The sequence below is a fragment of the Frankia sp. AvcI1 genome, assembly GCF_001420875.1.
Lineage (GTDB): Bacteria > Actinomycetota > Actinomycetes > Frankiales > Frankiaceae > Frankia > Frankia alni.
This window is the reverse complement of the sequence record NZ_LJFZ01000010.1, coordinates 99,512-124,307: the sequence shown is the minus strand read 5'-3', so window position 1 is coordinate 124,307 and position 24,796 is coordinate 99,512. Positions and strand designations below refer to the sequence as shown.

The window sequence follows — 24,796 nt, the reverse complement described above, 5'->3', positions numbered from 1 at the left end:
NCGATGGTGAACGCGGAGCCGCGGTACACCTGCTCGGTCTGCTCCGGGTCGTCGCGGTAGGCGAACGTCCGGGCGCCGGCGTCGATGTAGACGGTGCCCCGCTCGCCGGGGCCGAGCTCGCGGCCGTCGGCGTCGAGGATGCGGACCCGCACGCCGCGCACGGNCCGGCCGACGGTACCGGGCCGGGCCAGCCAGTGGTGCGGCTTGGCGATGGTGGCGGCGCCCTCGGTGCCGCCGTAGGTCTCCCAGATGACCGGGCCCCACCAGGCGAACATCTGCCTCTTGACCTCCGGCGGGCACGGCGCCGCCGAGTGCACGACCACCTGGAGGCTGGACAGGTCGTAGCGGGTCCGGACGTCGTCGGGCAGGCGCAGCAGCCGGACGANCTGGGTGGGCACCAGGTAGCCGGTGGTGATCCGGTACTTCTCGATCAGCCGGAGCGTCTCCTCCGGGTCGAACCTCTTCATGATCACTAGTGCCTGGCCGACGTGGAGCGCGCCCATGAAGAAGCCCTGGCAGCCGCCGTGGTGCATGCCCGCGGAGATCAGGTGCGCACCCTGCAGCGGCAGGAACCGGAACGCCTGGCTGAACAGCTTCGTCGCGTCGGCCATGTCCGCCGGGTCGACGTCCGGCATCGACGCGTTGCGGGCGATCGCCTTGGGCCGCCCGGTCGTCCCCGAGGTGTAGATCAACGGCGTCCCGGCCCGGCGCTCGGCGGGCTTCGTCGTCGGGTGGCCGGCGACGAGGTCCTCCTGGCGGCGGTAGCCGGGCAGTTCGCCGCCGACGCTGACCAGCAGCGGCGCCGAGACCACCCGGCCGGCGCGCTCGGCGTACTCGGTGGAGACGACCAGGGCCCTGGCCCCGGCGTGCGCGACGATCGTCTCGATCTCGGCCGCGGCCGCCATCGGGTTGAGCGTGGTGAGCCGCCAGCCGGTCTCGCTGGCCGCCAGCATCCAGACGATCATGTCGAGGCCGTTGGGCAGGACGGCGGCCACCACGTCGCCGTAGGCGAGGCCGGCGGCCCGCCCCGCGTGCACCACCTGGTGCGCCCGACCGGCGAGTTGCGCGTAGGACAGCACCTCGCCGGTGGGGCACGCGGCGATCGCCGGCTGGTCGGGATGGTTCTCGGCGATGTGCCACACGCCCAGCGGGCGGTCCCAGGGATGCTTCATCGGCCCACGCTTCCCGTCCCGGGTTCCAGCAGCTGACACCCGGCTCTAAAAGAGGCTTATATTTACTCTACTAAACGGCGAGTGGTCCGCGTCAACGGTTGGCGCGACCCACCTCGCCGGCCAGGCCCGTCCGGCGGCCGGGCCGTCCGGCGGCCGGGCCGGGGCCGCAACCAGCGACGAGTTGCCAGGAGGCAGGCATGGCGATCGCGATCAGCGAGGAACACCGGGAGCTGGCCCGCACGACGCGGGCCTTTCTGGCGTCGCACGAGGCTCGCGCCGCGAACCGCGCACTCCTGGAGGCCGACCAGGAGCCGCTGCCGGAGTTCTGGACGGAGTTCGCCGACCTGGGCCTGCTCGGCCTGCACCTGCCCGAGGAGCACGGCGGCGGCGGCGCCGGACTGCCGGAGCTGGTGGTCGTCGTCGAGGAGCTGGGGCGCGCGGTCGCGCCCGGCCCGGCCGTCCCGACCGTGGTCGCCGCCGCGGTGATCGCGGCGGCCGGGACGCCGGCGCAGCAGGCCAGGTTCCTGCCGGGCCTGGCCGCGGGCGGCACCGTCGCCGCGCTCGCCCTCGGCGGCCCCGGCACGGGCAACGACCTGACCCTGACCGGCGGCGTGCTGTCGGGCGGGGCCGGGGTGGTCCTCGGCGGCGGGCTGGCGTCGCTGTTCGTGCTGGTCGTCGGCGACGATGCCGTGGTGGTACCGGCGGGCGCGGCGGGGCTGACCGTCGAGGTACCCCCCGCGCTCGACCCGTCCCGCCGGTCGGCCCGGTTGACCCTGCGCGACGTGGCCGTCGGCGCCGACGACGTGCTGACGGGCGCGGCCCGCCGCGCCGAGGCCCTCGCCCGGACCCTGTTCGCCGCGGAGGCGGTCGGCGGGGCGCTGGAGGCGGTCGAGGTCGCGACGGCGTACGCGAAGGTGCGCGAGCAGTTCGGCCGGCCGATCGGGATGTTCCAGGCGATCAAGCACCATCTCGCGAACATGCTGGTGGCCGCGGAGCTCGGCACCGCCGCCGTCTGGGACGCCGCCCGTGCCGCGGGCGACGGGTCGCCGCCGGCGCAGTTCGAGCTGGCCGCGGCGACGGCGGCGACGCTGGCCGTCGCAGCGTTCGCCGCGAACGCGTCGCTGAACATCCAGGTGCACGGCGGCATCGGTTACACCTGGGAACACGACGCGCACCTGCTGCAGCGCCGGGCGACGACGCTGGAGTCCGTGCTGCGCCCGGGGGCGGCCGCCGCGGACGTGACCCGGCTGGGCCTGGCCGGCGTCGCGCGCGTGTCGACGCTGCAGCTGCCGCCGGAGGCGGAGGCGGCCCGCGCCGACGTGCAGGCGTTCGCCCGGGGGGTGGCGGCGCTGCCGGCGGCGGAGCAGCGCGAGCGACTCATCGCCACCGGGTACGTCCAGCCGCACTGGCCGCGGCCGTGGGGCCTGGCGGCGCCCGCCGGGTTGCAGCTCGTCATCGACCAGGAGTTCCAGGCGGCCGGGGTCCGGCGGCCGGCCTACGGCATCACCGGCTGGGTGATCCTGACCCTCGTCCAGCACGGCACGTCCGACCAGATCGACCGGTACGTCCACCGCGCACTGGCCCAGGAGGAGATCTGGTGCCAGCTGTTCAGCGAGCCGGCCGCCGGCTCCGACGCCGCCGGCATCCGGACGAAGGCCGACCGGGTCGAGGGCGGCTGGCTCGTCAACGGCCAGAAGGTCTGGACCAGCGGCGCCCAGTACTGCCAGCGCGGATTCGCCACCGTGCGCACCGACCCGGCGGCGCCGAAGCACGCCGGGGTCACGATGATGATCATCGACCTGACGCATCCCGGCGTCGAGGTCCGGCCGCTGCGGCAGGTCACCGGCACGNCCGAGTTCAACGAGGTGTTCCTCACCGACGTCTTCGTCCCCGACGCCGACGTCGTCGGTACGCCGAACGAGNGCTGGTCGGTGGCCCGGGCGACGCTGGGCAACGAGCGGGTCAGCATCGGCGGCGGGGTCTCCGGCGGGTTCGAGGTCGCCAACGTCTTCGACCTGTACCGGGAGCGGGGCGCGCACGTCCCCGCGGCGGCCGAGCGGGTCGGCCGGCACGTCGCCGAGGGCCACGCCCTGCGCCTGCTGAACCTGCGCCGCGCCGAACGGGCCGTCGTCGGGGGCGAGCCCGGCCCCGAGGGCAACATCACCAAGCTGGTCCTCGCCGAGCGCGGCCAGACCGTGGCCGCCCTGTTCCTCGACTTCGCCGGCCCCGAGGCGGCGTTCGCCGAGGGTCTCGGCGCCGCGGCCGGCACCTCGGCCCTCGCCTGGCGGGGCATGACGATCGCCGGCGGCACCTCCGAGATCACCCGCAACCAGATCGCCGAGCGCATCCTCGGCCTGCCCCGCGACCCCCTGCTGCGCTAGCCCCACGGCCGAGCCGAGCGGGCCGCATCACCNAGCGGGCCGTCAGAAGGCGACCTCGGCGACGGTGCGCAGCGCCCTGTCGTCGGCGAAGCGGATCAGCAGGCCGGTGGCACCGGAGCTCTCCCACACGGCCAGCTGGTCGGCGATGGCGGCCGGCGGCCCGACGAGGGTCAGCTCGTCGACGAGGGCGTCGGGGATCGCGGCGGCCGCCTCCTCGCGGCGGCCGCCGAGGTAGAGGTCCTGGATCGTGTCGGCGTCCTGCTCGTAGCCGTAGCGCCGGATCAGGTTGGCGTAGAAGTTCTCGGTGCGCGCCCCCATGCCGCCGAGGTAGAAGGCGAGGTTCGGGCGGACCTGGTCGCGGCAGGCGGCGATGTCGTCGCCGACGGCGACCGGGACCGCCGGGCGAATGTCGAACGGCGCCGCGCCGGCCTCGGCTCCGGCGGCGGTGTTGCGGGCGGCCGCGGCGGCGATCAGGTCGCCGTAGATCTCCTTGAGGCGGTGCGGGCTCCACATCAGCGGGAGCAGGCCGTCCGCGATCTCGGTCGCCATCGCGATGTTCTTCGGGCCCATGGCGGCGAGGTAGATCGGCAGCTTCGTCCTCGGGAAGCCGGGGCGTAGCGGCTTGCCGAGGCCGGTGGCGTCCGGGCCGTCGTAGGGGATGCTCAGGTGGTCGCCGTGGAACTCGATCCTGCCCTGTTCCTCCAGCAGCCTGCGGATGACCGTCACGTACTCCCGGGTACGCGCCAGCGGGAACCGGAACGGCCGGCCGTGCCAGCCCTCGACCACCTGCGGCCCGGACACCCCCAGGCCCAGGCTGAACCGGCCCCGGCTGAGCTGGTTCAGCGCCCAGGCGGTCATCGCCGTGTTCGACGGCGTGCGCGCGTCGAGCTGCAGGATCGACGAGCCGATGCGCAGGCGCTCGGTGTGCGCCGCGACCCAGGTCAGCGCGGTGACGGCGTCGCCGCCGTAGGCCTCGCCGGTCCAGAACGAGTCGTAGCCGAGCGACTCGATGAACCGCGCGTGCTCGGCGAGCCTGCGGCCGTTGTAGCCACCGGACATGACGCCGATGCGCAGGCTGGTCGTCATGACGACTGCTCCGTCCGCTCGGCCACCGACTCCTGCTGGCGGATGCGTTCGATCTCGTACTCGATCATCGCCTCCAGGGTGTCGCGGGGTGGGGCGGGCAGGGTGACGACCGGCTCGTCGCGGGTCGGGAGCAGGACGACGGCCGTCGCGGGTGAGGTGACGACGCCGCGCTGGTTGGTGCACTGGAGCTCGATGTGGACCTCGCTGCGCCCGTCGACCTGCCGCTTGTCGACGACCTTGCCCCCGACCCACGTCGTGTCGCCGACGAAGTTGAACCGGCGGTGCTGCGCGGAGAGCTTCCACAGCCAGCCGTCGTCGCCGACCCAGTCGGTCAGCAGGTGGCACAGCCACGTCTCGCGCATGCCGCCGTAGTCGTAGGAGGTCGCCAGGCCCAGTTCCTGCGCCCGCTGCGGCTCCCAGTGCAGCCGCTGCACCGTGTCCGGGATGTTGAGGGCGTTCGGCGGGTAGAGCCCCGGGGCCTTGCGGCGGACCTGGTAGGCGAGCCGGAAGGTGCCGGGCGGGGTGAGCTGCATGCCCCAGCCCAGGTGCCAGACGACCACGTCGGTCGTCGTCAGCGGGCCCTTCACCTTCGTCGGCAGCTCCTCGCCGATCTCGACGTCCTCGAAGTAGCGGGGGGTGCCGCCGCGCCGGGTCTCCGCCGCGTACGCCGCGTCGATCTCGGCGAGCTGCTCGGGGGTGTACGGCTCGGGCAGCTCGCGCTCCTTCCTGCGCTCCCGCGAGGTGTGCCGCTCCGCGTTCACCCACGTGCCGCGCTGCAGGCAGGTGAGCTCGCCGCGGTCGTTGCTGTAGATCGTCTCGTTCGTGACGTGGGCGGTGCGGCCGCCGAACGAGCTGCGCTTGGCGGTGACGCCGACCTGGGAGTGGATGGTCCGGGCCCGGTCGCCGAGGGCGAACGGGCGCCACCACTCGAACTCCATGACCGCCTGGTAGGACCCGAGGCCGGCGAACGGGTCGCCCTTGAGCAGCGCCTTCGTCTCCGGGTCGGCCGCGCGGACGATGTTCTCGCCCATCGTGTAGAGGAAGGTCGGCGGGGCGATCAGCGTGCCCCAGCGGGTGTTCTTGGCGTACTCCGGGTCGCAGTACAGCGGGTTGTCGTCGCCGTAGCCGTAGGCGAAGTGCCGGGCGGCGTCCCAGGTCACCTCGTGGTTGTGCGGCCGCCCCGCGCCGGGGCGCAGCACGCCGACGCGCCGGCGGGACCGCGCGAGCGCCGCGTCGGTGAGCACCCCGAACCTCTCCGCGCTCGTCTCCCCGCTCGTCTCGTCGCTCGTCTCGTCGTCCGCGTCGCCCACCCGCGGCGCCCCGTCGNCATCGACCGTCATCCGTCCGCCCTCCACCTTTGTTCAAAAAGTCAGGGTGCCGATGTACGGGAGATCTGTCCGTGGCTCAGTCCGCACACCGTCGATGATCCAGGCTTCCGGCATCTGCGGTCTCTCCCGTCCCGACCTCGCCCGCGTCCCGGGCACATCAATAACTACTATCATTACTCGAATTCTTTCCGCGGCGGGGCGGGTGCGGCCCGACGAACGCCGCTGGTCGCGGCCCTGCCGCTGAGCGCAGCGGGCCCGACGGACGCCCCGCTCAGCGGCGTTGGGTGCCGACCCTGAGCTCGCGATAGGGCACGTTGCGGCCGGCGTCGGCATCCTTGGGCAGGCCGAGGACCTGCTCGGAGATCACGTTGCGCTGGATCTCGTCGGTGCCGCCGCCGATCGCGCCGGCGAAGCTCCAGTAGTAGGTGGCGTGCAGCCGGCCGTCGTCCGGGCCGTCGGCGTCGACCAGGGTCGCGTCCGGGCCGACGAGCGAGAGCATCAGGTCGCGGTAGCGGCGGCCGTGCAGGCTGATCGCCAGCTTCAGCGTCGACCCGGCGGCACCGGGAAGCCGGCCGGCCTGGGCGGCCGCCCTGACCCGCTGCGCGTTGAGCCGGATCACCTCGGCCTCGACGTAGTAGTCGGCGAGCGCCTGGCGGATCACCGGGTCGGCGCCGCGGCCGCGCTCCCGGGCCAGCGCGATCATCGCCTCGGGGGGCAGGAAGAAGCCCGCGCGCTGGTTCGGTGCCGGGGCAGCGAGGACGTCGGCGACCACCCGGTCGAGGTTGCCCGACCGACGGCCGCCCTCGACCAGCCGCAGGCCGGCGAGGCCCTCCCCGCCGAGGCCCGAGCGTTCGAGCAGCAACGTCGTACGGGCGACCCGCCAGCCGTCGTCGACCGCGCCGACCACCCGGTCGGCGGGCACCCGGGCGTCGGTGAGGAAGACCTCGCAGAAGTGCGCGTCGCCGCTCATCTGCCGCAACGGTCGGACCTCGACCCCCGGCTGGTCCAGGTCGATGATCAGGAAGGTGATCCCGTCGTGCTTGGGGACGTCGACGTTGGTGCGGGCGAGCAGCATGCCGCGGTCGGCGCTCAGCGCGCCGGACGACCAGACCTTCTGCCCGTTGACCACCCACTCGTCGCCGTCGAGCACCGCCCGGGTCGACAGGCTGGCGAGGTCCGAGCCGGAGCCGGGTTCGCTGAAGAGCTGGACCCACGCCTCCTGCCCGGTCGCCAGCCCGGGCAGGAGGCGGGCCCACTGCTCGGGCGTGCCGTGCGCCAGCAGGGTGCCGGCGCCCAGCCCCTGGCCGATCCCGGCCGGGGCCCCGATCACCCGCGCGGCGGCCAGCTCGGCCAGCACGTCGCGGGCATCGTCCGGCGACAGCCCGAGACCGCCGAGGCCGGCCGGCCAGGAGGGGTAGGCGTAGCCGGCGTCAGCGAGCCGCCGCCACCAGGCGGCGAGGGTCAGCGAGGTGTCCCAGTTCGCCCGTAACCACGCGCGCACCCGCGCCCGCGGGTCGCCCGCGTCACCGCCGTCCGCCGCCGTCCGTTCGGTCGTGTGCTCCGCCGCGTGCTCCGCCGTCACGTGGTCCTCCCGGGGTCGAGGCGAACACCCGGCGCCGGGCTTCCGCCGGCCGGCTCACGACGCAGCCAGGCCACGCCGAAATCCGACTTCTCATTACTCTATTAAGTGGCTAGAGTAGCGGCTCGAACGCGTGCCGCCCAGCCCTGGCGACCGGAGCCTGCCGACCAGAGGCTGTCGACCGGAGGCTGTCGAGCCCGGCGGTCGGGTCACGAGGCCGGACCGGTCTGGTCNGACGTCAGCGGGACGCACATCAGCGCGCAGCAACGGATGGAGGAACGGTCCATGCAGGTCGCTGGGAAGAAGGCCATTCTGGTCGGTGGCGCGTCGGGGATGGCACGGGCGACGGCGCAGCGTCTGCGCGAGCAGGGCGCGAGCGTCGCGATCCTCGACCTGCCGAAGTCGGCGGGCTCGGAGGTGGCGGCGGCGCTGGGGGCGACGTTTCACCCGGTCGACGTCACCGACGACGCGGCGGCCGAGGCGGCGGTGGCGGAGGCCGTCGGCGCTCTCGGCGGGCTGCACATCGCGGTCAACACGGCCGGCGGCGGAGTGGCGAAGCGGACCATCGCCAAGGAGGGCCCGCACCCGCTGGCGGAGTTCCGTCGCGTCGTCGAGCTGAACCTGATCGCCACGTTCAACCTCAACCGGTTGCAGGCGTGGGCGATGAAGGACAACGAGCCGGAGGAGGACGAGCGCGGCGTCATCATCAACACCGCGTCGATCGCGGCGTTCGAGGGCCAGATCGGCCAGGTCGCCTACACGGCGGCCAAGGCCGGCATCGCCGGGATGGCACTGACGATGGCCCGCGACCTCGGCGGTGTCGGCATCCGGGTGCTGACGATCGCCCCGAGCCTGTTCAGCACCGGGCTCACCGAGGGCATCCCGGACCGGGCCGCCGAGGCGCTCACGAAGGACGCGGCGTTCCCGAAGCGGATGGGCCGTCCCGACGAGTACGCCAGACTGGCGCTGGCGATCGTGGAGAACCCGATGCTCAACGGCGGCACCATCCGCCTCGACGCCGGCCAGCGCTTCGCCCCCAGGTAGCGGGCGACCGGGTCGCGCGCGGTGCGCCGACGCGGAGCCGACGCGGAGCCGAGGTCAGGAGCAGAGGTCAGGAGCAGAGGTCAGGAGTAGAGGTCGACGCGCTGCTTGTTGCGGCGGTCGGGGTAGTGCATGAGCAGGTTCCAGTGCTCCTCGGCAGCGGCGGAGTCGCCCGCGGTGACCAGCCCGAGAAACTTCCGATACGACCTGATCGCGCGGCGGCGCTCGGCGGCGGTGGCGTGCTGGCCGGAGCGGCGGTAGTACTGCGCGATCACCTCGTGCAGGAGCTGGCCGAGGATCGACAGGGACGTGTTGCCGGCGTTGCGCAGCAGCGTGTGGTGCACGGCGGCCGCGGCCTCGCCGAACGCCGTCCCGTCGTCCTCGACGCCGGCCGCGGCCGCGGCGGCGTCGATCGCCGCGGTGAGCTCGGCGAGCGCCTTGGGCGTGTGACTCGCGGCCAGCCGGCCCGCCAGCGGCGGTTCGACCACGGCGAGCGCGTCGTGGACGTCGGTCAGCGCCACGCCCTCGATCTGGAGCAGCAGGGCGAACATCCTGGTCATGTGCTCGACGGTCGGGGTGGTGACCCGCGGCCCGCCGCGGCGCCCGCGCAGCACGGTGACGAGGCCCTCGGCCTCCAGGATCCGCAGCGCCTCCCGCAGGGTGGTGCGGGCGATGNCGAAGACCTCCATCAGCTCGTCCTCCGGCGGGAACCGGTCACCCGCCTTCAGCTCGCCGCGGGCGATCTGCGACCGGATCGAGGCGGCCACAACCTCGGAGGTCCGCGCGCTGCGTTCGACCCGGCGCGGGATCCGAATCGGCTCCACCCCGGCCGCGGCAGCGGCGGCAACGGCCTCGGGCGAGGTCATCGGCACTCCTTGAACAATCGCAGGGCCCGCCGCGGTGGCTCGGGCACGTCGCTGGGCTCCTGGGCCCAGATTATCAGCGCAGTGATTGGTCCCTTTCGGGCTGACCCTGGCCCGCGCGTCCGCCGGGGGGCACGACCGGGCGATCAGGGGCTAGGACACAAAAAGAGATTATGGTTTACTCGCTTTCCGAGCGGTCGTCCTGGCGGACGGGCCGACCGGTGGACGGAGGCGCCCCTGATGGAGTTCGTCTTCACCGAGGAGCAGGACGGGCTGCGGTCCATGGTCCGGGACCTGCTGGCCGAGACCTCGCCCGAGGCCGAGGTCCGTCGGCTGATGCAGACCCCGGACGGGTTCGATCCGGCCGTCTGGCGTGGGCTCGCCGAGCTCGGGCTGACCGGGCTCGCGATCCCCGAGCACTACGGGGGCGCCGGCTTCGGACCGGTCGAGGTCGGAGTCGTGATGGAGGAGGCAGGCGCGGCGCTGCTGTGCGCGCCGTACCTGTCGACGGTCGTGCTGGCCCCCGAGGCGCTGCTCGCGGNCGGCGACGAGGCCGCGAACAAGGCGTACCTGCCCGGCATCGCCGACGGGTCGCTGCGCGCGACCTTCGCCGCCGGGGAGCATCTCGCCGCCGGGGGGCATCCTGCCGGCGCGTCGGTCGCGGCGAGCGTCTCACCAGCGGACGGCGGCTGGCGGGTGACCGGCACGGTCGGGCACGTGGTCGACGGTGCGAGCGCCGACGTCGTGTTGGTGGTCGCGGCGGCACCGGGCGGGCCGAGCCTGTTCGGCGTCGAGGCGGACGCCGCCGGACTCACCCGGACGCCCACCGCGACGATGGACGCCACCCGCCGGCAGGCGAGGCTGGCCTTCGACGCGGCACCGGCCCGGCTGGTCGGCGCCGAGGGAGCCGGCGCGGGGGTGCGGGCCCGGGTGCGCGACGTCGCCGCGACCCAGCTCGCCGCCGAGCAGGTCGGCGGCGCGCAGCGGGTGCTCGACATGGCCGTGGAGTACGCCAAGCTGCGGGTCCAGTTCGGCCGGCCGATCGGCTCCTTCCAGGCGATCAAGCACCGGTGCGCCGACCTGCTGCTGCGGGTCGAATNGGCCCGCTCGGCCGCCTACCACGCGCTGTGGGCCGCGGCCGACGGCGCGGCGGACCTCCCGGTGGCGGCCCGGTTGGCGGGGGCCTACTGCTCGACGGCGTTCTACACCTGCGCCGAGGAGAACATCCTGATCCACGGCGGCATCGGCTACACGTGGGAGCACCCCGCGCACCTCTATCTCAGGCGGGCCGCCGCCGACCGGGTCATGTTCGGCGACCCGGCCACCCACCGCGCCGCCCTCGCCGACCTGCTTGGCGTGTGACGCCCGCCGCCGGCGCTGCCATGCCCGTCGTCCCGTAACCCCTCCTCCCCCAGCCGTCGTCCCGCAGCCGTCGTCCGTGCACCGTCGTCCCGCAGCCGTCGTCCGTGCACCGTCATCCCTGCACCGTCGTCCCGCCGCCGTCAGGCGAACAGTCCGGGCGGCCGGCGCACCGACTCACCCTGGAGGCCAGCCCGCATGAGCCCCATCCCGCACGACCAGGCCACGGGAGAGGGTCCGTTAGCCGGACTGTCGGTCGTGGACCTGTCGACGACGATGGCGGGTGCGTTCGCCACCCAGTTCCTGGCCGAGGCCGGCGCCGACGTCGTCCTGGTGGAACCGCCCGGCGGGAGCCCGCTGCGGGCGGAGGCGGCCTGGCCGGCGGTCGCCGGCGGCAAGCGCAGCGTCGTGCTCGACCTCCACGACCCCGCGGACCGGGCCCGGCTCGACGGGCTGACCGCCGGGGCCGACGCGCTGGTGACGACCATGCGCCCGCGCGCCGCCGAGCGGCTCGGTCTCACCGCGTCCCGGCTCGGCGCGCTCAACCCGCGCCTGGTCAGCGTGGCGATCACCGGCTGGGGCTCGACCGGACCGTGGGCCGACCTCAAGGGCTACGAGGGCATGGTGATGGCGAAGCTGGGCCTGTTCCACGCCAAGCAGGGGATGGTCACCCGCCCCGGCCCGGCGTTCGTCTCCGTCCCGTTCGCGAGCTGGGGCGCGGCGCACAGCGCGGTGCAGGGGCTGCTCGGCGCGCTGCTCGAACGGGAGTCCAGTGGCCTGGGCCAGCACGTCGAGACCGACCTGGTGCGCGGCGTGCTCATGCTCGACACGTGGGCCTGGTTCCAGCGGCTGGTCGGGCTGCGCTGGCCGGACGCCTACACCACGGTCGACGCGGCCACCTCGGACGGCGAGCCGGGCGGCGCTCTGATCTACCCGCTGCTCGTCGGTCCGACGAAGGACGGCCACTGGCTGCAGTTCGCCCAGGTCCAGCCGCGGCTGTTCGGCGCGATGCTNCACGAGTTCGACATGATCGAGATGCTCGCCGACCCGAAGTGGAAGGGCTTCCCGTTCCTGGAGACCCCACGGCTGCGCACCGAGCTGTGGGAGTACATGTTGGCCAAGGTCGCCTCGCGCACCCTCGCCGAGTGGCGCCACGTCTTCGACACCAACCCCGACATCAACGCCGAGATCTTCCGCGCCGGCGTCGGCGCGCTCGATCACCCACAGATCCGCCACGACGGTCGGGACGCCGTCGTCGAGGACCCGGAGCGCGGCCCCGTGCGCCGCCCGTCGACCCTGGTCCACCTCGATGGCGGGCCGCTCGCCGCGCCGCGCCCGGCGCCCCGCCTCGACGAGCACGGGCCGGGCCTGCGCGCCACCCACGCCGCTGGCACCCCCACCCCGGCCGCCATCGCGCCCGCCGAGTCCGGTGCGGCGACGTCAGGTGCGGCGACGTCAGGTGCGGCCGACTCCGGTGCGGCCGACTCCGGTGCGGCGGAGCCAGGTGCGGTCGAGGCCCGTGGCGACGAGGACGCCGGGTCGTCGGGCCTGCCGCTGGCCGGCCTGACGGTGCTGGAGTTCGGCGTCATGTTCGCGGCGCCGTTCGGCGCGACGATGCTCACCGACCTCGGCGCGCGCGTCATCAAGGTCGAGTCCCTGGAGGGCGACGAGATCCGCCGGATCCTGCCGTTCCCGGAGGCCGGCGGCGCCCGCGTCCTGCAGGGCAAGGAGAGCGTCGCCCTCGACCTCGGCACCGACGAGGGCCGGCGGCTGGTCCGCCGGCTGGTGCGCCACGCCGACATCGTGCTGCAGGGCTTCCGCGCCGGCGCGGCCGAACGGGCCGGGATCGACGCGACGACGCTGCGCGAGATCAACCCGGACCTGGTCTACGTGAACGCGCCCGGCTACGGCACCGACGGCCCGTTCGGCCACCGTCCGGCGTACGCCCCGTCGATCGGCGCGGCGATCGGCCTCGCCCTCGCGGAGGCGCCGGACGCCGCCGGCGCCACCGGCACGATGCGCGACGTCAAGCTGGCCGCCAACCGGCTGTTCGCCGCGTCCGCGGTGCTCAACCTGCAGGCGGACGGGATCGCCGCGCTCGGCGTCGCGTCGACGATGCTGCTCGGCGCGCTCGCCCGCCGCCGCGGCCGCCCGCTTCCCCCGGTGACCGTCACCATGCTCGGCACCGGCACGCACGCCCTGCTGGACCGGGTCGTCGACTACGCGGGCCGGCCGGCGTCCCCGACGGTCGACCCGGACGGCAACGGCTTCCACGCGCTGTACCGGATGTACCCGACCGCCCGCGGCCTGCTGTTCCTCGCCGCCCCGAGCGACCGACAGTGGCGCGAGCTGGCCGCCGCGCTCGCCGACGCGGCCAGTGCGGACACGGCCAGTGCGGACACGGCCAGTGCGGCCGGCACCGGCCTGGCGGACGCCGTCGCGGCGCTGGGCGACGACGGCTACGCCACCGCCGCCGGGCGCGCCGCGCGCGACACCGAGCTCGCCGCGCTGCTGGCGACGATCCTCGCCACCCGCGCCGCCGCCGACTGGGAGCGGCTGCTGACGGCCGCCGACGTGGGCGCCGTCGAGGTCGCCGAGGTCGCGCCCGAGCAGCTCCTGCTCACCGACGACACCCTCGGCGCGGAGTACGGCGCCCAGGCCGACAGCCCGGTGTTCGAGGAGCACCTGCGGATTGGCCCGCCGGTGCGTTTCTCCCGCTCGGCGACCCAGGCCCGGGGCGGCTGCCTGACCGGCGCCCACACCGACGCGGTCCTGCGCGAGCTTCTCGGCCTCGGCGACGCCGAGCTGGCCCGGCTGCGCGAGGCCAAGGTCATCGGCTGACGTCCGCCCCTGTGCTGCCCGCGGCCGGCCGCCGCGGCCGGCCGCGGGCAGCCGATGCCTTCTTCCATCCCACGGCGCAGGAGGGTGACGCAGCAACCATGAAGGACCAGACCGCGATCGCGGGTATCGGCTACACGCCGTACTACAAGCGGGGCCAGTCGCTGCCGCAGACCGAGACCGAAATGGCCGGCAAGGCCATCCTGGCGGCGTTGGCGGACGCCGGACTGACCGTCGACGACCTGGACGGTTTCACGATCTACTCCAGCTCGATCGACCCGGCCTCGGTCGGCTCGATCCTCGGCGTGCCGGAGGTTCGGTTCGCCGCGACACTGACCTCCGGCGGCGGCGGGATGGCCGGGTCGCTGGGTCTCGCGGCCGCGGCGATCGTCTCCGGCCAGGCCGACGTGTGCGTCACTGTGATGACGCTGCAGCAGGCGTCCCGCCGCCTCGGCGGCACCCAGGTCGACGGTGGGGGCGCGGGCGGCGGGGGCGGAGGCGGGAGCCCGTACGGGTCCGGCCGGATCCCGCAGGGGTTCGTCCTGGCCGCCGGCAGCGGCCTGATGTCACCCGGGCACAGCTTCGCCCTGCTCACCCAGCGGCACATGAAGCTGTACGGCACGAAGCGCGAGCACCTCGCCGAGGTGGCGATCTCGCAGCGGGAGAACGCCCGCAAGCGGCCCACGGCGCTACGCCGGGAGCCGCTGACCCTCGACGACTACTTCAACGCCCCGATGCTCTCCGACCCGCTCTGCCTGTTCGACTACACCATGGAGTCCGACGGCGCGATCGCCGCGGTCGTCACCTCGGCGCAGCGCGCCCGTGACCTGCGCCAACCGCCTGTCTACATCATGGGTTCGGCCAACGGCGGCGCCGGCCGGTGGGGCAGCGCCATCTTCAGCTACTTCCAGATGCCGGACGAGTACTTCGCCTCCAGCGGCCACCGCACCGTGGCCAGGCGGATGTACGACATGGCCGGCGTGGGACCCCAGGACGTCGACGTCGCCCTGCTCTACGACCACTTCTCNCCGCTGGTCATCATGCAGCTCGAGGACTACGGGTTCTGCGGGATCGGCGAGGGCGGCCCGTTCGTCGCCGAGGGCACCATCCGGTTCGACGGGGGCAGCATCCCGGTGAACACCCACGGCGGCCACCTGTCCGAGGCCTACCTCATCGGGATGACGCACGTGCGCGAGGCCGTGGAGCAACTGCGCGGCGTCGCCGTCAACCAGGTGGCGGGCGCCGAGATCGCCCTCGTCACCGGCGGCCCGGCCGGCCTGCCCGTCAGCGGCACCCTTCTGCGGAGGTAACGGTGACCGAGCTCCAACGGGGCGTGTTCCCCGCGCGCCTGGCCGACCCGATGGCCGACGAGCGCACCCAGCCGTTCTGGGACGCGGCCCTGGCCGGCCGCCTGAGCATCGCCCGGTGCGACACCTGCGGCACGTTCGTCTTCCCCGCCGAGCCGTTCTGCTTCTCCTGTCGGGGCGCCGCGTTCACCTACACCGACCTGCCGGGCACCGGCACGATCTACACCTTCACCGTCGTGCGCCACCCGCTCGCCCCGCGGCTCGCCGAGGTCGTGCCGTACGTGTCCGGCGTCGTCGAGCTGGACGGGACCCAGGGGGCCGGCTGCCGCATCATCGCCAACATCGTCGACGTCGACCCCGAGACGGTCCAGATCGGCGACCGGGTCCGGATCCGCTTCGACCGGATCACCGACACCTACGCCGTGCCCCGTTTCGGGCCCGACGCCGGCTGATGCGTGGCGGCGCTCGCCGTCGCCACGCACCGACCGGCGACCAGCTCGCCTCGCAGGTCAGCAGGCGCGCAGGAAACGGTCGAGGACCCGGACGCCGAAGCGCAGGGACTCGACCGGGACCCGCTCGTCCACGCCGTGGAACATCCCGNAGAAGTCCAGGTCGGCGGGCAGCAGCAGCGGGGAGAAGCCGAAGCAGCGGATGCCCAGCCGGGAGAACGACTTGGCGTCCGTGCCGCCGGAGAGCATGTACGGAACCGCCCGGGCGATCGGGTCCTCCGCCCGCAGCGCGGCGCCCATCGCCTCCACCAGCGCCCCGTCGAAGCCGGTTTCCACGGCGTCGTGATGGACGACCCACTCGCGCCGGATGTCCGGCCCGAGGATCTCGTCGAGCTGGCGGACGAACTCCTCCTCCTGGCCCGGCAGGAAGCGCCCGTCGACGTAGGCGGTCGCCTCGCCGGGGATCACGTTGACCTTCTCGCCGGCCTGCAGCTGGGTGGGGTTGACGGTGTTGCGCAGCGTGGCGCCGATCATCCGGGCGACCGGGCCGAGCTTGCTGACCGTGGCCTGCAGGTCGTCGAGTTCGAACTCGATGCCGAGGGCGTCCCCCAACTCGTTGAGGAACACCCGCACCGTCGGGGTGAGCACGAGCGGGAACTCGTGACGACCCAGCCGCGCCACCGCCTCGCACAGCGCCGTGACCGCGTTGTCGTCGCTGATCATCGACCCGTGCCCGGCCCGGCCGGTCGCGGTCAGCTTCATCCAGGCCAGGCCCTTCTCGGCCGTCTCGATGAGGTAGAGCCGCAGATCGTCCGAGACGGTGTAGGAGAAGCCGCCGACCTCGCCGATCGCCTCGGTGCAGTCGGCGAACAGCTCGGGATGGTGCTCGACGAGCCAGCGGGCGCCGAGCCCGCCGCCGGCCTCCTCGTCGGCGAGGAAGGCCACGACGAGGTCACGCGGTGGCTTGNGGCCGGAGCGGGCGAGGTCGCGCACGACCGCGAGGGTCATCGCGACCATGTCCTTCATGTCGACGGCGCCGCGCCCCCACAGGCAACCGTCGACCTCCTCACCGGAGAACGGCGCGACCCGCCACTGGCTGGCGTCGGCGGGCACCACGTCGAGGTGGCNGTGGATGAGCAGTGGCGCACGGGACGGGTCAGCGCCCTCGATCCGGCCGATGACGCTGGTGCGCCCCGGCTCCGACTCCAGGATGGTCGGTTCGATCCCCACCTCGGCGAGCTTCGTGGCGACGTACTCGGCGATCGGGCGCTCGTGGCCGTCGCCACCGCCCCGGTTGACCGACTCGAAGCGGAGCAGGTCCCGACAGAGCTCGACCACCTCACCCTCGGCGTCCGGTGCGGTCACCGGCAGCCGGATGCCACCGGTCGGGTCGGGGGACGAAGACGGCGCGCTAGGCATGCCTCCAGTCTGCCCCGCCCGGGATGCGCACGCCGGACGCGGACCGTACCGTGAAACACTGTCGTAGCCGACCAGCAGCATTGCGTCGCCGCGTCCCCGTCCGAGCTGGCCCCACGGTGATCGCCCGCAGCATGCTCTGCGGCGGGACCGCGTTGCGCGGCGGCGACCGCGACACGCCCGTGGGAGGCCCCTGTGACCGTCTACCTCTGCCCGCGCTCCGACCTCGACTGCGCCGAACGCTTCCTCAGCACCGGCGACCTCGACTACCACCTCCACGTGACCCACGGCTACCGCGCCTTCTGGCGGATCGTCGCGAGCCTGCGCCCGGACCACCCGCTGCCGATCGGCCCCCGCCCGGCCCGCCACGTCCCCGACGGCCTGGCCGAGACCCCGGGCACCCCCACCCTGGTCGCATCCCCGGGCACCCCCACCCTGGGCGAGTCCCACGGCACCGCCGTCCCGGGCGAGCCGGCGCCCACCCCGCAGCTCGAACGCGCGCCGGCCCCCGGCGCACGAACCGCGGCCCGCCGAGGTGCCCGCGCCCGCACCCGGGGGGACATCCGCACACGCTCGCGGGCAGGCGCCCGAACGGAGAAGGCCGGCCGCGCCGACGCACGCAACCGGACGGCCGAACCCAGCCGCCGCAGGCGGCGCCTCCGCATCTCCCGATGACCTCGGCCACCTCAGCGGGCACGGCCGGGCTTGACGCCCGCCCGGCGGGCCCGACGCCCGCCCAGCGGGCTTGACGCCTGCCCAGCGGGCTTGACGCCTGCCCAGCGGGCTTGACGCCTGCCCAGCGGACCCGGGCCGGTGCCGTCAGGGAGCGGCGGGCACCGGGGCGCCGCCGGGCAGGCCGGCCGCCAGATGGGCCTCGTAGGACGGCCGCCAGGCCGCCGCCGCGGCGGGTCCGTGCGGGCCGTCGCCGGGCCGGTCCGCGACGGCCCGGTCGAGCTCGCCGAGGCAGACCGCCCAGCCGGCGGCATTGCGCGCGGCGGCGGATCGGTCGTCGAGCACGTTGACGAGCACGAGCCGGGTGGCCGCCTCGCCGACCGGTTCGAGTGTCAGGTGCAGCTCGTCGCCGCCCCAGGTGAACGCCAGCCGGCGCGGCGGTTCGAAGGCCAGCACCCGGCCGGACATGTCCGCGAGACGGGGGTCACCGAAGAAGGTGACGACGCCACCAGCCTGCGGCTCGACCGTCACCCGCGAGGGGAACCAGAAGGCGAGCTCGGCCGGGTCGCTCACCGCCCGCCAGACCCGCTGCGGCGGCCGTGGGTAGACGCGTTCGAACCGCACCGCGGGTCGGCCGTCCTGCTCGAAGAAGCAGCCGAGATCCATCAGGTCTCCTCCGTCGGGCCGTGGGTGTCGTGGATCACCGGACCTGGACATGCTCCCACCCACGACCCGAGCTGGTCGCCCTCGACCGCGGGGCGCGGAGGACACACGGAGGTGACCCGCCGCGCCACGACGGGCGTCCGGTCTGCCCTTTGTGACCGATACGGGTGGATGTGGCACCGGGGCTGCGCGGGTGATCGACACGCCGCGGTTACATCGGTGTCTTCGAAGCATGTCCGGAGAGAATCCGATGATGTCGGCGGCGCGCGCCATGTAGCGAATGCGAAAAGTTTCCGGGTCAACTACCGTCCACGGCTATTCATCACCACCGCGGCTGGTTAGCGTTCCCGCGACCGCATCGGGCAGACGAATTCGCGGCCAGGATGGGTGGTGGTGGGACGATGACGGCTCCGCCGGGCGAGATGATGGTCGATTCCGTTGCCGCCCCGGCCGTCGTTCCGACGGAGGGTCGCTCGCTGTGGCGATCCGGATGGATCAGACTGAGGCGCGACAAACCGGCGGTGACCAGCGGAATCTTCCTGATCCTCCTCGCGCTGATCGCCATATTCGCGCCGGTCATCGTCGCGCTGCTGGGGCATCCGCCGAACGAGCCGCACTACGACCTTCTTGATCCGAACACCGCCGCGCCGCGGGGGCGGTTCGGCGGGATGAGCTGGCATTATCTGCTCGGGGTGGAGCCGGTCAACGGCCGGGACATCTTCAGCCGGACCGTCTACGGCGCGCGGGTGTCGCTGCTGGTGGNGCTGCTGGCGACCGCGACGGCGGTCATCATCGGCACCGTTCTCGGGATGCTCGCCGGCTATCTCGGCGGGCTGTGGGACACGATCATCGCCCGGCTGATGGACCTGCTGCTGTCGGTGCCGTCGGTGCTGTTCGCGATCGCGATCGTGGCGGTGATTCCGAACAAGGCGTTCGGCTTGTCGGGCTCGGGGCTGCGTATCGCGGTGCTGGTCTTCGTCATCGGGATATTCGCCTGGCCGTACATCGGGCGCATCGTCCGCGGGCAGGTGCTGTCACTACGGGAAAGGGAGTTCATCGAGGCGTCCCGCTCGCTCGGTGCGGGGACGTTCACGGTGATGTTCCGGGAGCTGCTCCCGAACGTCGCGGCGCCGGTGCTCGTCTACGCGACGCTGCTCATTCCCACGAACATTCTCAACGAGGCGGCGCTGTCCTATCTCGGGGTCGGGGTGCGACCACCGACGGCCTCCTGGGGTGACTCCCTGGCCGTCGCCTCGCACGGCTGGTACAGCATCGAGCCGATCTTCATGCTGGCCCCGGGCCTGGCGATCTTCGCCACCGTGCTCGCGTTCAACCTGCTCGGCGACGGGCTACGCGACGCCTTCGACCCGCGCGGCGGCCGGTGATCGCGTCCCACCCACGGCGCCGCCGCGGCGCTGCTCGCCGGCTTCCCGCGCCGGTCATCTCGCGGGACATCCGGGCCGACCCGCCCGCGACACGGCGGGCCCGGCACACGTGTGAGGGAGATACATGAAACGGCGTGCACATCTCATCCGGATGGGGGCGCTCGTCGCCGCCGCCGGGCTGGTGCTGGCGGCCTGCGGCGGCAGNAGCGGGGGCGGCGGCTCCAGCGGCGGTGCGGCCGGCGGCGGCGCGACCTCGTCGTCGGGAAGCGGTGCGTCGGAGGGGGCCAGCGACGCGGTCCTGCACACCTCCGACAAGTCCGGCGGGACGCTGCGCGCCCTCAACGACTCCGACTGCGACTACTGGGACCCCGCCCGCACGTACTACGCGAACTGCTGGGACCAGCAGCGGTGGATCTCCCGCCAGCTCGTCACCTACGTCCCACAGCCGGGCACGCCCAAGCTCACCGGTGACCTGGCCACCGCCGTGCCGAGCTCGTCGGACCTGAGGACCTGGACGTACACGCTCAAGGACGGGCTGAAGTTCTCCGACGGCACGCCGATCACGTCGAAGGACATCAAGTACGCCGTCGAGCGGGTCTTCGCCACCGACGTCATCAACGGCGGCCCGACCTACCTCATCGACTACCTCGACGACCCCAAGGCCCCCTACCCGGGCCCCTACAAGGACACCGACCCGAACAAGCTGGGCCTGAAGTCGGTCGAGACCCCGGACGACAAGACGATCACCTTCCACCTGAACAAGCCGTTCGCGGACTGGAACTTCGTCATGGCGCTGCCGGGCGTCACCCCGGTGCCGAGGGCGTTGGACACCGGCGCGAACTACACGTTCAAGCCGGTCTCCTCGGGCCCCTACCAGATCGAGAAGTACACCCCGAACAAGATCATCACCTTCGTCCGCAACCCGCACTGGGACCCGAGGACGGACACGGTGAACAAGGCGCTGCCGGACCGTATCGAGGTCACGATGGGCCTCGACCTCGACGACATCGACAACCGCCTGCTGGCCAACAGCGCCGACTTCTACGTCGGCCAGACCGGCGTGCAGATCAGCGCCCAGAACAAGATTCTCGGTGATCCGTCGCTACGCAAGGACCGGACCACCAACGACGTCACCGGCTTCATCCGCTACCTGTCGGTGATGACGAAGGTCAAGCCGTTCGACAACATCCACTGCCGCAACGCCGTCGCCTACGCCCTCGACAGGACCGCCCAGCAGCTCGCCCGCGGCGGCCCGGTCGGCGGCGGCGCGGTCGCCACGACGATGCTCACCCCGCCGCTGAAGTACTACACATCCTTCGACCTGTTCCCGACCCCCGGCAGCAAGGGCGACGTCGCCAGGGCCAAGCAGGAGCTCACCGCCTGCGGCCAGNCGAACGGCTTCTCCACCACGCTGGCCAGCCGCAGCAACGGCAAGGAGGTCGCGCAGGCCGAGGCGGTCCAGGCGTCGCTGGCGAAGATCGGCATCAAGGTGACGATCAACAAGAGCGCCCCGTCGCAGTACTTCTCCTCGACGATCGGCATCCCGGCCAACGTCCACAAGAACGGCATCGGCCTGGCGATGGCCGCCTGGGGCCCGGACTGGCCGACGCCGTACGCGATGCTGAGCTCCATCGTCGACGGCCNCAAGATCCTCGCCGCCGGCAACAGCAACTACGCCGAGCTCAACGACCCGACGGTCAACGCCGGCCTCGACGCGGGCACCNCCACCACCGACGAGGCCAAGGCCCAGCAGGCCTGGACCGACACCGACAGGGCGATCGTGAAGTCCGCCGCCTACATTCCGCTGGTCTACGACAAGGCGCTGAACCTGTTCAGCGACCGCACCACGAACATCTACTTCACCTCCGCGTACGGCATGGCGGACTTCGCCCAGTTCGGCGTCGTCAAGTGACTGACCGGGTCCGCGTCGGCGGTGCTCCACCGCGGGTTGTCGCCGACGCGGGCCCGGTCTCCACCCACTGTTCGAGGGAGGTGACGTGGCCAGGTTCATCCTGGGCCGGCTGATCGGCGGCATCGTCATCCTGTGGCTGGTCAGCGTGCTCGCCTTCGTGCTGTTCTTCGTCGTCCCGAAGGCGCTGGGCAACAATCCGGCGGTGCTGTTCGCCGGGCGCAGCCCGGACCCCGCCACCATCGCCGGGGTGACGAGGAAACTCGGCCTGGACCGCTCGTACGTCGACCAGTACTGGGCTTTCCTGCGGGGCGTCTTCGTCGGCCGTCACTTCGACTCCGGCGCGGATCGAAGCTGGTGCCCGGCGCCGTGCCTGGGCTATTCGTTCCGCAACGACCAGCCGGTGTGGTCTCAGATCGTCGACGCGCTGCCGGTGACGGCCTCGCTGTCCTTCGGCGCGGCCGTGCTGTTCCTCGTCGTCGGCGTGAGCACCGGGGTGTTCTCGGNGGTGCGTCGCGGCGGCCTGTTCGACCGGATCGCGGCCGCGGTGTCGCTGGCCGGTGTGTCGCTGCCGGTGTATTTCACCGGCCTGCTGCTGTTGCTGCTCGTCAGCTACAAGTGGCACATCATCGACAACGTCCACTACGTGGACTTCACCCACAATCCGGCGCTGTGGGCGTGGAACCTGATCCCGGCCTGGCTCGTGCTGTCGCTGCTCTACACCGCCAACTACCAGCGGCTGACCCGGGCCAGCATGATCGAGACCCTCGGTGAGGACTACGTCCGCACGGCGCGGGCGAAGGGCCTGCGCGAGCGCACGGTGATCGGCAAGCACGCGCTGCGCCCCGCGCTGACGCCGATCGTCACCATCTTCGGCCTCGACCTCGGAGTGCTGTTCGGCGGCGNGATCCTCACCGAGCACACGTTCGGCTTCCGCGGTCTCGGCGCCATCTCCATCGACGCGGTGAACACCCAGGACCTGCCGGTGACGATGGGGGTGACGCTGTTCGCGGCCTTCTTCATCATCCTGGCCAACGTCCTGGTCGACGTCACCTACGCGATCATCGACCCGAGAGTGCGACCGTCATGACCGACCCGACCCCCAGCGGCACACCGTTCCTCCAGGTGCGCGACCTCACGGTCAGCTTCCGCACCGACGACGGCGTCGTGCACGCCGTGGACAAGCTGAGCTTCTCCGTCGAACGCGGCCGCACGCTCGGCATCGTCGGCGAGTCCGGCTCCGGCAAGAGTGTCACCAGCCTCGCGATCATGGGCCTGCACCGGCGCGGCCGGCGGGTCGCCATCGACGGGCAGATCCTGCTCGACGGCGAGGACCTCGTCACCGCGCCGGCCGAGCGGGTCCGCGGGCTACGCGGCCGACGGATGGCGATGATCTTCCAGGATCCGCTGTCGTCGATGCATCCCCAGTTCACCGTCGGCGAGCAGATCGTCGAGGCGTACCGGGTGCACAACCGGGTGAGCAAGGCCGCGGCCCGCCGGCGCGCCGCCGAGCTGCTCGACCTCGTCGGCATCCCCGAACCCACGCGGCGCCTCGACGACTACCCGCACCAGTTCTCCGGCGGGATGCGGCAGCGCGCCATGATCGCGATGGCGGTCTCGTGCAGTCCGGACCTGCTCATCGCCGACGAGCCGACGACCGCCCTGGACGTCACCGTCCAGGCGCAGATCCTCGACCTCATGCGCCAGCTCCAGAAGGAGTTCAACTCGGCGATCATTATCATCACCCACGAACTCGGCGTCGTGGCCGAGATCAGCCACGACGTCCTGGTGATGTACGCGGGGCAGGTGATGGAGCACGGCGGCGTCGAGGAGGTCTTCGCCCACGCCGAGCACCCCTACACCTGGGGGCTGCTGCAGTCGATCACGCGGCTCGACCACCAGCTCGAGACCACGCTGCGCACCATCCCCGGCAACCCGCCAAGCCTGATCAACGTGCCGGCGGGCTGCCCGTTCCATCCCCGCTGCACCTACCGCGAGCTCGCCGGTCCCGCGACGAGCACGACGCGCCCGCCCCTGGCCGAGACCTCCCCCGGCCACCGGGTCGCCTGCCACCTGCCGGTCGCGCAGCGCCGGCGCCTGCTGCGCGAGGAGGTGCTTCCCACGCTATGACCGACAACCTGACCAAGGACCTTCCCGCCCCGCCGGCCGCCGCGGACGCCGGGTCGGCCGGCGGGGACGAGCTGGTGCGCGTCACCGACCTGACCAAGCTGTTCCCGGTGCGCCGCGGCAGGCTGGTGCGCCGCGGCGCCGGTGCGGTCCGCGCCGTCGACGGGGTCGGCTTCGCCATCGACCGCGGCACGACGCTCGGCCTGGTCGGCGAGNCCGGCAGCGGCAAGTCGACGACCGGACGGCTCCTGTCCCGGCTGCTCGAACCGACGTCCGGCTCGGTCGTCTTCGACGGCCGGGACATCAGCCACCTGTCCACCCGCGCGCTGCGCCCACTGCGCCGCGACATCCAGATGATCTTCCAGGATCCGTACTCGTCNCTGAACCCCCGGCACACCATCGGCGCGATCGTCGCCGCGCCCCTGCGCATCCAGAAGCAGGTGCCCCGCGGCGGCGTCCGCGCCCGGGTCCGGGAACTGCTCGAACTCGTCGGCCTCAACCCGGAGCACTACAACCGCTACCCCAACGAGTTCTCCGGCGGGCAACGCCAGCGCATCGGCATCGCCCGTGCGCTGGCCACCCGCCCCAAGCTCATCATCGCCGACGAGCCGGTGTCCGCCCTCGACGTGTCGATCCGCGCGCAGATCATCAACCTGCTCGACGGTCTGCGCGCCGAGTTCGGCCTGACCTACCTGTTCATCGCGCACGACCTGTCGATGGTGCGCCACATCAGCGACCGCGTCGCCGTCATGTACCTCGGGCAGATCATCGAGCTTGCCGACCGCACCGACCTGTTCTCCGGCGCGCTGCACCCCTACACGCACGCGCTGCTGTCCGCGGTGCCGATCCCCGACCCCGCCAGCGTCCGCCGCCGCGAACGCATCCGCCTGCGCGACGAGGTGCCCAGCCCGCTGAACCCGCCGGTGGCCTGCCGCTTCCACCCCCGCTGCTGGAAGGCCCAGGAGATCTGCCGCACCGAGGCCCCGCCCCTGCTCGCACGCGCCCCCGGCCACCAGGTCGCCTGCCACTTCCCCGAAAAACGCGCCGTCGTCTGACCCCTGCGACGTGCGTCAGCCGTCGGCAAGCCCGAGCGGGCCCCGCAACGCGTCGATCAACGTCTCGTGGTCCGCCGCAGATGCGGGTCACCCCGGCAGGCAGGGACCGTATCGCCTGGCAGATGACCACCGCGTGTCTCATAGTTCAATTAAGGCACAGCTCGTT

Annotated in this window: 15 protein-coding genes and 20 pseudogenes; 22 read left to right on the top strand and 13 right to left on the bottom strand. The window is 72.8% G+C overall.

All coding sequences use genetic code 11. From position 1 onward, the window contains the following. Position 1: 1 nt before the first annotated feature. The 3 genes and pseudogenes from UK94_RS49965 to UK94_RS49955 form a co-directional block, all read right to left on the bottom strand. Positions 2-163: pseudogene (locus UK94_RS49965) on the bottom strand (hypothetical protein); the annotation flags it as partial. Between the two features lies 1 nt (position 164). Beyond that, positions 165-385: pseudogene (locus UK94_RS49960) on the bottom strand (AMP-binding protein); the annotation flags it as partial. 1 nt (position 386) lies between these two features. Then, the coding region (locus tag UK94_RS49955) for an AMP-binding protein (protein ID WP_235487683.1) at positions 387-1,172 on the bottom strand (786 nt) is incomplete at its 3' end. 197 nt (positions 1,173-1,369) lie between these two features. Between UK94_RS49955 and UK94_RS12840 the strand changes: the two are divergent. The 3 genes and pseudogenes from UK94_RS12840 to UK94_RS49950 all read left to right on the top strand — a co-directional run. Next, positions 1,370-3,022: pseudogene (locus UK94_RS12840) on the top strand (acyl-CoA dehydrogenase); the annotation flags it as partial. Between the two features lies 1 nt (position 3,023). Next, positions 3,024-3,094: pseudogene (locus UK94_RS73665) on the top strand (hypothetical protein); the annotation flags it as partial. A gap of 9 nt (positions 3,095-3,103) precedes the next feature. After that, complete coding sequence (locus UK94_RS49950) at positions 3,104-3,553, top strand: acyl-CoA dehydrogenase family protein (protein WP_235487756.1); 450 nt, start codon at positions 3,104-3,106, stop codon at positions 3,551-3,553. Between the two features lie 42 nt (positions 3,554-3,595). Here UK94_RS49950 and UK94_RS12835 read toward each other — a convergent pair whose 3' ends face one another. The 3 genes from UK94_RS12835 to UK94_RS12825 form a co-directional block, all read right to left on the bottom strand. After that, positions 3,596-4,639, bottom strand: a complete 1,044-nt coding sequence (locus UK94_RS12835; protein WP_055750017.1) for an LLM class F420-dependent oxidoreductase — start codon at positions 4,637-4,639, stop codon at positions 3,596-3,598. Then, positions 4,636-5,799, bottom strand: coding sequence for a MaoC family dehydratase N-terminal domain-containing protein (locus tag UK94_RS12830; protein ID WP_235487753.1), 1,164 nt, complete (start codon positions 5,797-5,799; stop codon positions 4,636-4,638). The genes UK94_RS12835 and UK94_RS12830 overlap by 4 nt, the downstream gene beginning before the upstream one ends. 439 nt (positions 5,800-6,238) lie before the next feature. Continuing rightward, positions 6,239-7,549: an acyl-CoA dehydrogenase family protein gene (locus UK94_RS12825; RefSeq protein ID WP_055750016.1), complete on the bottom strand. Its 1,311-nt coding sequence runs from the start codon at positions 7,547-7,549 to the stop codon at positions 6,239-6,241. 231 nt (positions 7,550-7,780) lie between these two features. On the opposite strand from UK94_RS12825, the gene UK94_RS12820 reads away from it, so the two are divergent. Continuing rightward, positions 7,781-8,590, top strand: an 810-nt coding sequence (locus tag UK94_RS12820) for an SDR family oxidoreductase (RefSeq protein ID WP_313949495.1), incomplete at its 5' end; no start/stop codon positions are given. Positions 8,591-8,670: 80 nt separating this feature from the next. Here the strand turns inward: UK94_RS12820 and UK94_RS12815 are convergent. Further along, positions 8,671-9,262: pseudogene (locus tag UK94_RS12815) on the bottom strand (FCD domain-containing protein); the annotation flags it as partial. Between the two features lies 1 nt (position 9,263). After that, positions 9,264-9,453, bottom strand: a pseudogene (locus tag UK94_RS49945) (GntR family transcriptional regulator); the annotation flags it as partial. Between the two features lie 237 nt (positions 9,454-9,690). Here UK94_RS49945 and UK94_RS49940 point away from each other — a divergent pair. From UK94_RS49940 to UK94_RS12795, 7 genes and pseudogenes are all read left to right on the top strand, one after another. Beyond that, positions 9,691-9,991 (top strand): annotated as a pseudogene (locus UK94_RS49940) (acyl-CoA dehydrogenase family protein); the annotation flags it as partial. A 1-nt stretch (position 9,992) separates the two neighbouring features. After that, positions 9,993-10,549, top strand: a pseudogene (locus tag UK94_RS49935) (acyl-CoA dehydrogenase family protein); the annotation flags it as partial. 1 nt (position 10,550) lies between these two features. Continuing rightward, the coding region (locus UK94_RS49930) for an acyl-CoA dehydrogenase family protein (protein ID WP_268761322.1) at positions 10,551-10,812 on the top strand (262 nt) is incomplete at its 5' end. Positions 10,813-11,007: 195 nt separating this feature from the next. After that, positions 11,008-11,822 (top strand): annotated as a pseudogene (locus UK94_RS49925) (CoA transferase); the annotation flags it as partial. Between the two features lies 1 nt (position 11,823). Then, positions 11,824-13,650: CoA transferase (locus tag UK94_RS12805; RefSeq protein WP_235487678.1), on the top strand; the 1,827-nt coding region annotated here is incomplete at its 5' end. Positions 13,651-14,675: 1,025 nt separating this feature from the next. Then, positions 14,676-14,957, top strand: a pseudogene (locus UK94_RS49920) (thiolase); the annotation flags it as partial. Positions 14,958-14,959: 2 nt separating this feature from the next. Then, positions 14,960-15,406, top strand: coding sequence for an OB-fold domain-containing protein (locus UK94_RS12795; RefSeq protein WP_055750013.1), 447 nt, complete (start codon positions 14,960-14,962; stop codon positions 15,404-15,406). A gap of 57 nt (positions 15,407-15,463) precedes the next feature. On the opposite strand, the pseudogene UK94_RS49915 reads toward UK94_RS12795, so the two are convergent. The 4 pseudogenes from UK94_RS49915 to UK94_RS49900 form a co-directional block, all read right to left on the bottom strand. Then, positions 15,464-15,554 (bottom strand): annotated as a pseudogene (locus UK94_RS49915) (hypothetical protein); the annotation flags it as partial. Between the two features lies 1 nt (position 15,555). After that, a pseudogene (locus tag UK94_RS49910) lies at positions 15,556-16,370 on the bottom strand (M20/M25/M40 family metallo-hydrolase); the annotation flags it as partial. Position 16,371: 1 nt separating this feature from the next. Further along, positions 16,372-16,530, bottom strand: a pseudogene (locus UK94_RS49905) (M20/M25/M40 family metallo-hydrolase); the annotation flags it as partial. A 1-nt stretch (position 16,531) separates the two neighbouring features. Further along, positions 16,532-16,822 (bottom strand): annotated as a pseudogene (locus tag UK94_RS49900) (hypothetical protein); the annotation flags it as partial. A gap of 192 nt (positions 16,823-17,014) precedes the next feature. Here UK94_RS49900 and UK94_RS12785 point away from each other — a divergent pair. Beyond that, a complete protein-coding gene (locus UK94_RS12785) occupies positions 17,015-17,494 on the top strand; it encodes a hypothetical protein (protein WP_011603975.1) in 480 nt (159 codons plus the stop codon). A gap of 144 nt (positions 17,495-17,638) precedes the next feature. Here UK94_RS12785 and UK94_RS12780 read toward each other — a convergent pair whose 3' ends face one another. After that, positions 17,639-18,157 (bottom strand): SRPBCC family protein, encoded by a 519-nt coding sequence (locus UK94_RS12780; RefSeq protein ID WP_055750011.1) that lies wholly within the window; start codon positions 18,155-18,157, stop codon positions 17,639-17,641. 380 nt (positions 18,158-18,537) lie between these two features. On the opposite strand from UK94_RS12780, the pseudogene UK94_RS49895 reads away from it, so the two are divergent. The 10 genes and pseudogenes from UK94_RS49895 to UK94_RS49850 form a co-directional block, all read left to right on the top strand. Then, positions 18,538-18,916: pseudogene (locus tag UK94_RS49895) on the top strand (hypothetical protein); the annotation flags it as partial. A 2-nt stretch (positions 18,917-18,918) separates the two neighbouring features. Continuing rightward, positions 18,919-19,539, top strand: a complete 621-nt coding sequence (locus tag UK94_RS49890) for an ABC transporter permease (RefSeq protein WP_313949494.1) — start codon at positions 18,919-18,921, stop codon at positions 19,537-19,539. Between the two features lie 298 nt (positions 19,540-19,837). After that, positions 19,838-20,929 (top strand): annotated as a pseudogene (locus tag UK94_RS49885) (ABC transporter substrate-binding protein); the annotation flags it as partial. Position 20,930: 1 nt separating this feature from the next. Next, positions 20,931-21,182 (top strand): annotated as a pseudogene (locus tag UK94_RS49880) (ABC transporter substrate-binding protein); the annotation flags it as partial. Between the two features lie 354 nt (positions 21,183-21,536). Then, positions 21,537-21,954: pseudogene (locus tag UK94_RS49875) on the top strand (ABC transporter permease); the annotation flags it as partial. A gap of 1 nt (position 21,955) precedes the next feature. Then, a pseudogene (locus tag UK94_RS49870) lies at positions 21,956-22,353 on the top strand (ABC transporter permease); the annotation flags it as partial. A 1-nt stretch (position 22,354) separates the two neighbouring features. Further along, positions 22,355-22,538 (top strand): ABC transporter permease subunit (locus tag UK94_RS49865; RefSeq protein WP_235487676.1); only part of this gene is annotated, 184 nt, incomplete at its 5' end. Next, positions 22,535-23,578, top strand: coding sequence for an ABC transporter ATP-binding protein (locus UK94_RS12760; protein WP_055750007.1), 1,044 nt, complete (start codon positions 22,535-22,537; stop codon positions 23,576-23,578). The genes UK94_RS49865 and UK94_RS12760, both read left to right, overlap by 4 nt. Before the next feature lie 213 nt (positions 23,579-23,791). Further along, positions 23,792-23,954 (top strand): annotated as a pseudogene (locus tag UK94_RS49855) (ATP-binding cassette domain-containing protein); the annotation flags it as partial. Position 23,955: 1 nt separating this feature from the next. After that, on the top strand, positions 23,956-24,630 hold a 675-nt coding region (locus UK94_RS49850; protein ID WP_235487674.1), incomplete at its 5' end, for an ABC transporter ATP-binding protein. Between the last annotated feature and the right edge of the window lie 166 nt (positions 24,631-24,796).